The 12,522-nt window shown below is 34.4% G+C and carries 11 protein-coding genes; 7 read left to right on the top strand and 4 right to left on the bottom strand.

What is annotated here, in order from left to right:
• Positions 1 to 32 precede the first annotated feature (32 nt).
• On the bottom strand, positions 33 to 1,037 hold the full coding sequence (locus tag LB941_RS08725) for an AraC family transcriptional regulator (protein WP_341869234.1): 1,005 nt from the start codon (positions 1,035 to 1,037) through the stop codon (positions 33 to 35).
• A 286-nt stretch (positions 1,038 to 1,323) separates the two neighbouring features.
• On the opposite strand from LB941_RS08725, the gene LB941_RS08720 reads away from it, so the two are divergent.
• The 6 genes from LB941_RS08720 (at position 1,324) to LB941_RS08695 (ending at position 8,060) form a co-directional block, all read left to right on the top strand.
• The gene (locus LB941_RS08720; protein WP_253361252.1) at positions 1,324 to 2,586 is read left to right on the top strand and encodes an MFS transporter; all 1,263 of its coding nucleotides are present in this window, start codon (positions 1,324 to 1,326) and stop codon (positions 2,584 to 2,586) included.
• 27 nt (positions 2,587 to 2,613) lie between these two features.
• Positions 2,614 to 4,074: a rhamnulokinase gene (gene rhaB / locus LB941_RS08715; RefSeq protein WP_253361250.1), complete on the top strand. Its 1,461-nt coding sequence runs from the start codon at positions 2,614 to 2,616 to the stop codon at positions 4,072 to 4,074.
• A 13-nt stretch (positions 4,075 to 4,087) separates the two neighbouring features.
• Complete coding sequence (rhaM, locus tag LB941_RS08710) at positions 4,088 to 4,405, top strand: L-rhamnose mutarotase (protein ID WP_253361248.1); 318 nt, start codon at positions 4,088 to 4,090, stop codon at positions 4,403 to 4,405.
• Positions 4,406 to 4,421: 16 nt separating this feature from the next.
• Positions 4,422 to 5,687, top strand: a complete 1,266-nt coding sequence (locus LB941_RS08705) for an L-rhamnose isomerase (protein WP_253361246.1) — start codon at positions 4,422 to 4,424, stop codon at positions 5,685 to 5,687.
• Positions 5,688 to 5,714: 27 nt separating this feature from the next.
• The gene (gene rhaD, locus LB941_RS08700; protein WP_253361244.1) at positions 5,715 to 6,533 is read left to right on the top strand and encodes a rhamnulose-1-phosphate aldolase; all 819 of its coding nucleotides are present in this window, start codon (positions 5,715 to 5,717) and stop codon (positions 6,531 to 6,533) included.
• 408 nt (positions 6,534 to 6,941) lie between these two features.
• Positions 6,942 to 8,060 carry an NAD(P)-dependent alcohol dehydrogenase gene (locus tag LB941_RS08695; protein WP_253361242.1) on the top strand — a complete coding sequence of 373 codons (1,119 nt, stop codon included), beginning with the start codon at positions 6,942 to 6,944 and terminating at the stop codon, positions 8,058 to 8,060.
• Between the two features lie 105 nt (positions 8,061 to 8,165).
• Here LB941_RS08695 and LB941_RS08690 read toward each other — a convergent pair whose 3' ends face one another.
• From LB941_RS08690 to LB941_RS08680, 3 genes are all read right to left on the bottom strand, one after another.
• On the bottom strand, positions 8,166 to 8,642 hold the full coding sequence (locus LB941_RS08690; RefSeq protein ID WP_253361240.1) for an RpiB/LacA/LacB family sugar-phosphate isomerase: 477 nt from the start codon (positions 8,640 to 8,642) through the stop codon (positions 8,166 to 8,168).
• Positions 8,643 to 8,677: 35 nt separating this feature from the next.
• Entirely contained in the window at positions 8,678 to 10,591 is a 1,914-nt protein-coding gene (locus tag LB941_RS08685) for a M13 family metallopeptidase (protein WP_253361238.1), read from the bottom strand.
• Between the two features lie 160 nt (positions 10,592 to 10,751).
• Positions 10,752 to 11,603 carry an aldo/keto reductase gene (locus LB941_RS08680; protein ID WP_253361236.1) on the bottom strand — a complete coding sequence of 284 codons (852 nt, stop codon included), beginning with the start codon at positions 11,601 to 11,603 and terminating at the stop codon, positions 10,752 to 10,754.
• Positions 11,604 to 11,807: 204 nt separating this feature from the next.
• Here LB941_RS08680 and jag point away from each other — a divergent pair, with 204 nt between their 5' ends.
• Complete coding sequence (gene jag, locus LB941_RS08675) at positions 11,808 to 12,518, top strand: RNA-binding cell elongation regulator Jag/EloR (RefSeq protein WP_275980023.1); 711 nt, start codon at positions 11,808 to 11,810, stop codon at positions 12,516 to 12,518.
• The last annotated feature ends 4 nt before the right edge of the window (positions 12,519 to 12,522 follow it).

The following is a 12,522-nucleotide window of genomic DNA, read 5'->3' as shown; positions in this document are numbered from 1 at the left end:
TTTTTGTCTATGTACAAGAAAAAGTTATTCGATTAAAATAATTCGTTTTGATTTTGTCGACTGGCCAAAGGTTTTTCTTTATAAAAAGCATAGTACTTTTTGTAGAATGAGTTTTTGTTAGAGAAGCCCACGGTTTCAATTATATTATTTACTGGTAGAGTTGTTGAAGTGATTAAGATATGTGCTTGAGTTATTTTTTTTTGCATAACAACATCAGTAAATGATTTTCCAACCTCTTTTTTAAAAAGATTACTTAAATAATTTCGATTATAACTATATTTTTTGGCTAAATCTTTTAAAGAAATTGATTGATAATTCTTATCTACCTCACTTAGCATTGCTATAATTAATTTATCCTTTTTGCTTTTCTGTTTATTTTCAGGTAGATGATAGTCACGGACTAAATTAGTAATGAGAATTTGTAAGTATGCTTTAATAATTGTATTGGAATACTCTCTTTTTAGGAAATATTCTTCTATTATGGAATCTATTATTTGTGAAATCTTGACGTTATTAGCAGTTTTGAATAATAAATGAGTCTGTTGTCTACTTTTTTGTTGTAAGTTAATAGAACTTTTTAATAAGAAATCATACAAAACACTTCGACTTCTACGCAGATCTTTTAGGAACTCAATATTTATATTGTTATTTCTGAAAAGAATATTTATTAGCAAGTCATTTTTACCTAATGCAGCAATTGAGTGTGTTGCTCCTATATCAAGTAATAAGAGATCTCCTTGGGTAAGGGTAATAGTTTGTCCATCAACAATTTGTTGTGCACTTCCTTGAAGCATATAATTAAATTCTAAAAATGTGTGTGAGTGATTAGGATAAGGAGCAAAGCGATTATGGCGACTAATATAAATGTCCTTATTTCTGAAAAAGTAATTGTTTAAAACCTTTATTCGATTTTCTTTAGAAAGCTTTTTATTAATAGCATTATCAGGCATCTCTTCAATATAGTTATGATTTTGTTGTTGTTCTATTTCTAAAGAGTTTAACGTACTTAACATATTCAAAACACGAGGATTCAACAATTTAAAAACCTCCTAATTAAAATAATATCTAGAGATAGCATAACACACTTGATAGATATTTTTTATTTCAAATAAATATGGAATATAATATTAAAATTCTTATATATTGATATTCTAACGTAGAGAGTGTTTTATAAAACCAACAAATAGAAGTAGTAAGGTTAAAACAAAATATGTACATATGATACAAAAAATATAACAACTAGATATTGAAAACGCATACAATTTATAGTGTAATATAAGCGTATACAAAAAGGATATCCGAGAAATGAAAAGAGGTAGCAAAATGTCAAGTAAGAACTCAAATAGTTCGACATGGGCAGTTTCACTAACGAATTTTTTAGATTCTGGATCAATTGTTGCGGGCGCTTCAGGTTTAACATTATGGCAAAAGTCTTTTGGATTATCTGATTTTGATGTGGGATTGTTAGGTGCATTAAGTGCTAATGCTTTTGGATCAGCATTGGGAGCAATTATTGGTGGGAGACTTTCAGACAAATTTGGACGCAAAGCAATTTATACGTATGATATGTTGGTTTATATGTTAGGTACTTTAATTGTAGTGTTTTCAGCTAATTTTATTACATTATTACTAGGCTTTTTGATCACGGGGATAGCTGTTGGAGCAGGAGTCCCCGCATCATGGACATATATTGGAGAAACATCAGGTGATACTAATCGGGCTCATAATATTGGAATTTCGCAGTTTGCATGGTCAATGGGACCAGTTATTATTTTTATTGCAGGAACATTGTTAGCTCCTTTAGGACTGAATGGCAGTCGCATTTTATTTGGATTTTTAACAATTGTTGCATTTATTGCATGGAATTTGCAAAGAAAATTACCAGAATCACAAGACTGGCTTGATCAAAAGGAAAAAGAAAAAGCGTCACCGATTAAATCACATCCATATAGAGAACTTTTTTCAAATGCAATTTCAGTTAAAAGTATTTTATTTCTTTGTGGAGTTTACGTGTTTTGGAATTTAGTAGCAGGAGCAATGGGGTTCTTTATGCCGTTTGTATATGAAACAGTAGGTGGATTAAGCAATTCACAAGCAAATATGTTGCAAGCAGTTTTATGGATTTTTACGGCTTTAGCAGGCTACTTTGGCTTTGCTTTGTTAGGTGACAAAGTTAATCATCGATTATTCTTTTTTGTGGGTGCAGCTATGGCTGTTATTTCATGGATTATTTTAACATTTATTGGATTTGGTTGGGCTGCATTATTGGTCTTTGTAACTATTTGGGGGATTTCAGCAGGTATTGGAGCGCAAGCTTGGTATGCATTGTGGGCAGTTGAACTTTTTCCAACAAAGTATAGAGCTGGTTCGCAAGGCTTTATGTTCTTTATAGTTCGTGGTACAGCTGGTGTTTGGTCCATTATTTTCCCAATGATTTTGTCTGGATTAGGATTTAAGACTGCCGGAACAGTGATGATTATTCTATTGATTATATCGTTACTTGTCGGAATTACATGGACACCTAAAACTCGAGGCAAGACATTATCTCAAATTACTAAGGAAAGATATGGTAATGACCAAAATTAGAAACGAAATTGAAGGGGTTGAGTTTATATGGCTGACGTTTATGTAGCTGTTGATATAGGTGCTTCAAGTGGTCGCTTAATGTTATCAAAGCTAGTAGATAACAGATTAGTAATAGAGGAAGTTCACCGATTTAAGAATGGATTTGTTCATTATCAAGGACATGATCGTTGGAATATTGATAAATTGATTGAAGAAATATTAATTGGATTAAATAAAATTAAGGAAGCAGGATACCATTCTGTTTCTCTTGGAATTGATACTTGGGCGGTTGATTATGTATTAGTGGATGGTAAAGGTAAAAAACTGCAGGATCCAATTGCATATCGTGATACTAGAACTCAAGGAAGCATAGAAAAATTAACATCTGATCTTTCTAAAGAATATATTTATAAAAAGACTGGAATACAATTTCTTGATTTTAATACATTATATCAACTATTTGAAGAGGATCGTGATTTATTAGCTAAAACAGATAAAATAATGATGATTCCAGATTATATTGGCTACGTTTTAACAGGAAATTCTGTTACAGAAGTTACAAATGCTTCGACTACACAAATGTTGAGTTTGCGTGAAGGATTGTTTGATAACCATTTATTAGAAAAGGTCAATGTAAAGCAATCGCAATTTCCTAAGTTAGTTGAAGCTGGAACGGTTTTAGGAGACTTGAAACAAAAATTAATTAAAAAATATAATCTTCCTAAAACAGAGGTTATTACAGTGACCACACATGATACTGCATCTGCTGTTGTTGGAACACCAGGTATTGGTCAAAGGTGGGCATATTTAAGTTCAGGTACTTGGTCGCTAATCGGAACAGAGTTAAATACACCTGAGAATGGAACAAAAGCTTTCAAACAAAACTATACGAATGAGTGGGGTGCTTATGGAACCTATCGCTTTTTGAAAAACATTATGGGATTATGGATTATCCAAAATATTAAACATAATCTTGATGACAAATATAGTTTTGCGCAATTAGCAGAATTGGCAAAAAAAGAGCCACCATTTCAACAGTTAATTGATGTTAACGATGAACGTTTTCAAAATCCAGATAATATGATTGTACAAATTCAAGCATACTGCCGTGAAACACAACAAAAAGTGCCTGAAACGCCAGGCCAATTAGCTATGGCGGTATATTCAAATCTATCATTATACTATGCGAATGAACTAGCTATTTTAGATGATATTTTAGAGTATCATATTGACAGTTTAAACATAGTCGGTGGTGGGGCAAATGTTGCATTAATGAATCAATTAACAGCAACTATAAGTGGAGTAAATGTTTATGCAGGCCCAAGTGAAGCTACTGCAATTGGCAATATTATTGTTCAGATGATTACTAAAGGAGATATTTTAAATATTTATCTCGCAAGAAGAATAATTACTAATTCATTTGAAATTAAAGAGTTTAAACCTGAAAATGGGAAATATCCGCAGGTACTACAAAAATATCAGAGTTTTTTAAAAGATCACAAAGGATGAAAGGAGCAAAAAAATGACAGTTAGAATGGGACAATTAATGCATGTTTACGCAGACCAATATGCTGAATATGAACGTAGACATAATAACCTTTTTCCTGAAATGAAAAGGGCTTTGAAGGAAGCAGGAGCACATAATTACTCTATTTTTCTTGATAAAAAGACAGGCAATTTATTTGCTTACTTAGAAGTTGATAATGTAGAAAAATACAATGATATTGCTAATTCGGAAGCTTGTAAAAAATGGTGGGCATATATGGAATCCATTATGGATACGAATCCAGATAAAAGCCCAGTGTCTTTTGATTTACATGAAGTATTCCATTTAGATTAATGAGGAGGATTTAATAATGGTAAAAACAGAAAATATTGAAAAAGCATATCAAGTAGCAAAAGAGCGTTATGCACAATTAGGCGTTGATACTGATGCTGCAATGGAACAGTTAAAGAAAATAAAATTGTCAATGCATTGTTGGCAAGGTGATGATATTCATGGTTTTTTAAATCCAGAACAAGAACTTACTGGCGGGATAGGTGTTAGTGGCGATTATCCAGGAATTGCCAAAACACCAGAGCAATTAACGGCGGATTTAGATAAGGCATTGGCGTTGATTCCAGGGAAACATAAAGTGCAGTTGCATACACTTTATGCGGTAACAAAACAAAAAAAGGATTTTAATGAAGTTGGACCAGAAGACTTTGAGTATTGGGTAGACTGGGCTAAAAAACAAGGTGTTGGACTAGACATGAATACGACTTTCTTTTCACATCCTAACGTAAAACATAATTTTACATTAGCCAGCCCAGAAAAAGAAATTCGTGACTATTGGATTGAGGTCGGTAAAAAATCACGTGAAATTGCTAATTACTTTGGAAAAGAATTAGGTCAGCAAGCAGTTAATAACTTTTGGATTCCAGATGGCTTTAAAGATAATCCAATTGATAAACAGGGGCCACGTGAACGATTGATTGAATCATTGGATGAAATATTTGCTAAAAAGTATGATGAAAAAAATACGATTGAAGCAGTTGAAGGTAAACTATTTGGAACGGGAATTGAATCTTATACAGTTGGTTCGCATCTATTTTATAACAATTATGCTATTAGCCGGGGCAAATTATGGACAATTGATGCAGGTCACTGGCATCCAACAGAAGATGTATCAGATAAATTTTCAGCTTTCATGCCATTTGGCAAGGGCTTAATGTTACATGTTTCGCGTCCAGTTCGTTGGGATAGTGATCATGTTGTTATCATGGATGATGCGTTATTAAGAATTACCCGTTCATTAGTTCGCGATAATCAACTAGACAGAACTAATATTGGCTTAGACTTTTTTGATGCAACAATTAATCGAATAGCCGCTTGGGTAATAGGTGCAAGAGCAACACAAAAGGCATTATTGCAAGCAATGTTAGCACCAATCGAACAACTAAAACAAGCAGAACTTAACTATGATTTTACAACTCGGTTAGCAGTTACAGAAGAATTAAAATCATATCCATTTGGTGCAGTTTGGGATGAGTTCTGTTTGCAAAATGATGTTCCGGTAGGTACAGATTGGTTAAATGATATTCATCAATATGAAAAAGACGTTTTATTTAAACGTAATTAATCAACAAGACATAAGGAGGAAATGGAATTGACAAAATTTTTAGATTCAAAATTTGTAAAGAAGATTAGTGAAATTACACGAGAATCATACGAACATGGCTGGGATGAAAGAAATGGTGGGAATGTTTCCTTACGCATTGATAAAGCAGATTTAGCAGGGTTTTCAGATATTACAGAAGTTAAAAAAACACTTGATCTAGGCTTTGATGCAACCCCATTAGCTAAACAATATTTCTTGGTAACAGGAACAGGCAGATATTTTCGGAATGTGATTAATCAACCTACATTAGACTTAGGTCTAGTTCAAATTACAAGTGACGGTCAAAAAGCAGATTTATTGTGGGGATTCGAAGATGGTGGGTTACCAACCTCAGAATTTCCAAGTCATCTGATGACACATATTGAACGTTTGAAATTTGATGAAACTCAGCACGTTGTGATGCATTGCCATCCAACTAATGTGATTGCTCTTTCCTTTACGCAAGATTTAGATGAAGCGCATATTTCGCGTTTATTATGGAAAATGCAAGCTGAATCGCTAGTTGTTTTCCCAGAAGGAATTGGATTGATTCCGTATATGACACCAGGAACAAATGATATTGGGAAAGCGACAGCAGCAAAGATGAAAGACTATCGAGTTGTAATGTGGCCACATCATGGTATCTTTGGGGTTGGGTCAGATTTAGACGAAACGTTTGGTTTAATCGAAACAGTCGAAAAGGCTGCAACAATTTATTCCCAAATTGGCGCACAAGGTGGAAAAATTAAGCAAGCAATTACGGATGAACAGTTAAAAGCTTTAGCCAAAGCATTTAAGGTTGAAGCCAATCCAGCGTTTTTAAAATAAGGGCTAACTAGCACTAAACAAGATACTTAGTTATGTAGAGATGAAATGTTAAAATAATTAAATACATTTTTTAAATACTGTCTAGGAATTCATTGGGATTTCTAGACAGTATTTATGTTACTTAGCAGGGAAAACAGCCTATATTTAAGATAAAAAGCCAATAACTAATGACTAGTATGTAAATCATTTATTTTTTTCAATATGATATGCGTTAGAGGCTAATTAGTATATAAAAATTGCTGTTATTTAAGGGAGAGTTGGTATTAGATATAAAGAATGATAGAAAAATGATTTAAAAATCTGTAAATATGATATTTTATAGACAACTAAAAGTCATTGTATACGCTTACTTATAAGTGAGATAATGCAATTGTTAAAAGATTCACTAACTTAGAGGAGGAACTTACTATGAAAATTAGCGCAGCAGTTGTAGAAAAAATGGGTGATCCATTTGTTATTAAAGATAATATAGATTTAGCTGAAATGGGCCCAGCGGATTTACAAATAAAAATGGTTGCTAGTGGAATTTGTCATTCTGATGAAGCGATTCGTAAGGGAGATGCTTCACTAGGTTATCCAGTAATCTTAGGCCATGAAGGTTCAGGTATTGTCGAAAAAATCGGACCTCAAGTAACTGATTTTAAAATTGGCGATCATGTCGTTTTGTCATTTTATTCAGATGGAACTTGTGATAATTGTCTAAAAGGTGTCCCAACACAATGTCGCAGTTATGCCAAATATAATTTAAGTGGTGTTCGGGCTAATGGTACCGATCATTTTAAGGATAATGGGAAACATGTTAGTGACATGTTCAACCAATCTTCATTCACAACACATACTGTTGTGAATCAACGAAATGCCGTCAAAGTGGATAAAAGCTTAGATTTACGCAAACTAGGTCCATTAGGTTGTGGTTATGTTACAGGCAGTGGCACTGTTTTTAATACTTTACAACCTAAACCAGGGCAGACAATAGCTGTTTTTGGAACTGGTGCTGTTGGGTTAGCTGCAATGATGGCAGGTAAAATTTCTGGTTGTACAAAAGTTATTGCAATTGATGTGGTTGAGAAACGCCTTGCGTTAGCTAAAGAACTTGGTGCAACGCAGACGATTAATAGTAAGACAGAAGATCCAGTAGAAGCCATTAAAGCTTTAACAAATGGGTACGGTGTCGATTATACCGTTGATACAACTGGAATTGAACCAGTTATGCTACAAGCTATCAACGCGCTAGCACAAGGCGGGACGGCAGCTTTAATTGCAGTTACTGCTCAAAATATTACATTTAGTTCATGGAATGATTTGTGTACATCAGACCGCAAAGTGGTCGGGGTTAACATGGGTGATGCGATTCCGCAAATTGATGTTCCTCGTTTAATTGAATTTTATAAACTAGGTTTGTTCCCATTTGATAAGACAGAAAAGTTTTATGCTTTTTCTGAAATTAACCAAGCTAATAATGACTCAGTTACAGGAAAAACAATTAAACCAGTCCTAGTAATTGATCAAAGCTATCAACCAGAATAAATAGGAAGTGACTAAAAAGCCAGCAGTTAGTACTACTTGCGGGGATGCAGGTAGTTCAAATTGCTGGCTTTTTGATTGCATTAAAATTAAAAGTAGCAGATACAACTAGATATCTTTAATTTCATCTAATTTGCGTAAGTGTTTTTCAGAGATAGCCTTAACTTTTTTGATTCTACGTTGATACTTTTCTTCGGTTAATGGTTCAGTAGTCATCCAAGTTCTAACAATTTCAAGTGCAATAGCAGAACCAATAATCTTGCCACCTAAACATAAGACATTACTGTCGTTATGTTGACGAGCAAGTTTTGCACAGAAAGGATCTTGGCAGACAACAGCATCAATACCATAGACACGATTAGCAATCATTGCTGAGCCATACCCAACACCATCAATGAAAATACCACGATCAGCATGTTTTTTAGCAACTTCAAGTGTTGCTGGGTAGACATAGTCGCTTAAATCGACAGAATCTGTGTTATAAGGGCCTAGGTCATTTACTTCATGCCCCATTTCTTTTAGTAAATCAATAATTTCAGCTTTTAAAGCTACTCCAGCATGGTCGCTAGCTAAGACAATTTTCACAGTTAATTACTTCTTTCTTTTCGATATTTAAAGTTTTACCAGATATTAACACGTTTAGCAGCAGGAAGCCACATTTTATCATCTGGTTGGATGTTAAAGGTTGTATAAAAGTCGTCCAAATTTTTCGGTTGAACATTGGCACGTAAGACATGTGGTGCATGAACATCGATGGATAATAATAATTGTTGCCGTTCGATTGATGCTTTTACTCCCCAGATACGAGCCCAGTTAATGAAGAAAGCACGTAAATTGACATCAGAATCTGCTTTAGCAGCTTCTAAAGCACAACTTAGTCCACCTGCATCAGCAATATTTTCGGAAACAACTAATTTACCGTTGACCTTGCCGGCTTCAGTATCTAAGCCATCAAATTGGTCAATCATTGCTTGAGCTAATTTTTCAAAGTGCTGCAAATCAGCATCAGTCCACCAGTTTTTTAGATTCCCGTATTCATCAAACTTAGCACCATTATTATCAAATGCATGAGAGATTTCATGTGCAATTACAGCCCCAATACCACCATAATTCTCACTAGCACTTTGATCTAAAGAATAAAAAGGTGCTTGTAAGATTGCGGCTGGGAAGACAATAATATTAAACGAAGGATTGTAGTAAGCATTCACCATATGGGCAGGCATTTCCCAACGTGAACGATCAACTTCCTTATTCCAACGCCCATAGTGATCAGCCAACGCAATTTTAGTAAATGCTAAATCATTTGTCAACAAGTCTTTAGTCTCATCAACTTTAAATTTTTTATAGATAGGAGTTAATTCATCTGGATAGCCAACGTTGATACCTAATGTATCAAGCTTGACGATAGCCTTCTCACGAGTTTGTTGGCTTAACCAAGTATTATTCTTGAGACGATTTTTATAAACTGCGACCATCTTTTCAACCATGTGATGGACATCATTTTTGGCTTTTTCGCCAAAGTATTTATGGGCATAATATAAACCAACTACTTGATCAAATTGACTTGTAGCTAGATAGAATGCAGCTTTTTGTGGTTTCATAGCTTCTTTTGAGCCAGAAAGTGCACGTGAGTATTCACCGGCAATAACGCGGGCATCATCGGATAAGTAGTGTGATACGGCAAGCAAGCCCTTGACTAGTAACCAACTCTTAAAGTTAGCAAAGGTTTCTTTATTAATCAGTTTATTTAATGCTGCATAGTATTTAGGCTCAGTTACGATAACTTTATCGACTTTAGAAGCAGTGATAGCTGTTGCATAAGCACCTAAGTCGACTTCTGTACTAAAAGCTTTAAAATCAGCAAATGAGTATGGATTATATTGTTTAGTATAATCTGCTCGTTCAGTGCTGTCTTTTTGATAAGGAGCTAAACTAGCATCAAAAGCTACCGCCATTTCAATCGTTTTTTCAGCAAAATCATCTGGATAGTTAGCTAATTTGAAGAGCTTTTTCACCATTTTACGATAAATATCAAGTAAGGCCGGGGCTTGTTTATTCTCAGGTGCATAATATGTTTTATCTGGTAAAATCAGATTTGGAACATCAGCATAAAGGGCATATACTTTGGTATTTTTCATATCAGGTTCAACACTCAAAGGAAATGGAGTTGGATAGCCAGCAAACGTCAAATCTTTTAATTTTGCTTGCCAATCTGCGAGATCTTTTAAATCTGTAATGGTTTTAAGAAATTGTTGTGCAGGAGCATAGCCAGTGGCATTTCTTTTTTCAAAATCAGAAGCTAAACGATAGTACTTAACGGCTTCGGTTAAGTAAGGATCTGGAATACTGGTGTCAGTAGCAGCCATTTTTTCAAAATCATGCATTAACGTTTTTTCAATATTATCAGCTAAATCAAAAAAGCCACCAGTTGCAGGTTTATCAGCTGGAATTTTGGCAGTTTTTAACCATTCGCCATTTACAGCCATATATAAATCATCTTTTAGTATTTTTTCATTTACGGGATATTGTGTCATAAAGAGCCTCCTTGGTATATTAACTAATTGTACGTGTCAGTAAATAGACTTGGAACAGTGTTGCAATAAAAAGAGCAGCCTTAGAAAATAAATTTTAGGCTCCTCTTCTAAGATAGTATGTTTAAAGCATACAAAGTTGTTATTCCATTGGAAAATTTAGTTAAAAATCAACTTTATCAGGATCTGATGCGTAACCAACAATGCCATCTAAAGCATCAATTTTTGCCATTTCAGTATCTGTTAGTTCGAAATCAAAGACATGAGTATTATTTTCTATCCGGTCTTCATGAACTGATTTAGGTAATGGCAAGAAATTATGTTGCAAGGACCATCTGATACAAATTTGAGCGACAGTGCGTTTTTTAGCAGCAGCTATTTCCTTCATTGTAGGATCAGTAAAAATTTTCCCTGTTCCAAGTGGGCTATATGCTTCTAATAAAATATTATGGTTTCGACAATATTCAATGGTTTCTGTATCCCAATCACCTGGACAAATGCGAATTTGGTTAACCATAGGTACAATTGTTTGAGTCTGTTCAAGTATTGCAAAATGATGTGGTTTAAAATTAGAAACACCAATTGCACGCAACTTACCCGCTTTATAAGCATCTTCTAAAGCACGCCAAGTATCTTGTAAAGATTTTTTCCAGTTCTCATCACGAGCTGGTTTAGGGTTAGGCCAGTGAATTAAAAATAAATCCAAGTAATCTGTTTGTAAGTCTTGCAAAGATTGATCGATAGCAGCAGTGGCAGCAGCATAGTTATGCGCGTGATTATTAAGTTTACTGGTTATGAACAATGAATTGCGTCTAATGCCAGTTTCTTTTATAGCTTTTCCAATGCTTTGTTCATTGCCATACATTTCAGCTGTATCAATGTGACGGTAACCTGAAGCTAATGCAGCCTTAATGGCAAAGTTAGCTACGGCACCATTAGGTGTTTGCCACGTGCCGAATCCTACAACCGGAATCGTAACATCATTACTTAGTTGGTACGTATCGATGAGACTCATGTAAAAGGACCTCGCTTTTTAAATATTTGTATACTTGCATTATATCAGTGTTTTTCTAAAATGAAAAAAGAAAAAGATTATAAAAAAACAAATTTAAGAAGTATTTGCAATTTTATTCGAGTAAGGGTAAAGGGTTATTGTCGATAATGAATTTCATGTGATATAATTAATTAAAATTAGGTATTCTGCGTAAGTTAGGAGGAAATTGAAACGAAATATGAGGGAGATACTGTTGAAACAGCAATCGAAGCTGGTCTTTTGGCTTTGGGACTTCAACGAGATGAAGTTGAAGTTTCTATCGTTGAAAAAGGTAAGCGCGGTTTTCTAGGTTTTGGTAAGAAAATGGCAGTTGTTAATTTAACCCCCAAAAAATTAGCGACTACTACACCTACACCACAGAAACAACAGGATGTTTTAACAGCTGAAAAAAAAGATACACGTGTTCAAAAAAAGCAAGAATTAGAAAAAGCCTTGCTTGATTTAGGAGAATATTTAGCTTCAATAACTCAAAAAATGGGAATTCAAGTTACAATTGATTTAACACCTAGTAAACATGTTGCGTATTATGAGTTTCAAACGAAGCAAGAAGGTCTTTTGATTGGCAGAAGAGGGAAAACGCTTAATGCGTTACAATTAATAGCTCAAGATTATTTGGACAAAAAAACTCATCATAGAGTACGAGTGGTATTAGACGTTGCTGATTACCGCCAACGTCGCCAAGAGACATTGGAATATTTAGCCCAAAATGTTGCGCAAGATGCTTTACTGGAACATAGAGTTATGCGGTTGGATCCTATGCCAGCATATGAACGGAAAATCATTCATTCTGCTTTAGCAAAAGAAAAAAATATAAAAACCTATTCACAAGGCAGCGAGCCCAAACGTTATGTGGTTATTGAACCAATAGAGAAGTGAATGA

Origin of the sequence: Ligilactobacillus ubinensis (assembly GCF_024160875.1) — a bacterium.
Classification (GTDB): domain Bacteria; phylum Bacillota; class Bacilli; order Lactobacillales; family Lactobacillaceae; genus Ligilactobacillus; species Ligilactobacillus ubinensis.
This window is presented reverse-complemented; position numbering and strand designations above follow the sequence as displayed.

Excerpts from the sequence above, each read along its gene's own strand:
- rhaM (WP_253361248.1), top strand. The coding sequence starts at position 4,088 with ATGACAGTTAGAATGGGACAATTAATGCATGTTTACGCAGACCAATAT.
- LB941_RS08680 (WP_253361236.1), bottom strand. The coding sequence starts at position 11,603 with ATGAGTCTCATCGATACGTACCAACTAAGTAATGATGTTACGATTCCG.
- rhaB (WP_253361250.1), top strand. The coding sequence starts at position 2,614 with ATGGCTGACGTTTATGTAGCTGTTGATATAGGTGCTTCAAGTGGTCGC.
- LB941_RS08705 (WP_253361246.1), top strand. The coding sequence starts at position 4,422 with ATGGTAAAAACAGAAAATATTGAAAAAGCATATCAAGTAGCAAAAGAG.
- LB941_RS08685 (WP_253361238.1), bottom strand. The coding sequence starts at position 10,591 with ATGACACAATATCCCGTAAATGAAAAAATACTAAAAGATGATTTATAT.
- LB941_RS08720 (WP_253361252.1), top strand. The coding sequence starts at position 1,324 with ATGTCAAGTAAGAACTCAAATAGTTCGACATGGGCAGTTTCACTAACG.
- LB941_RS08695 (WP_253361242.1), top strand. The coding sequence starts at position 6,942 with ATGAAAATTAGCGCAGCAGTTGTAGAAAAAATGGGTGATCCATTTGTT.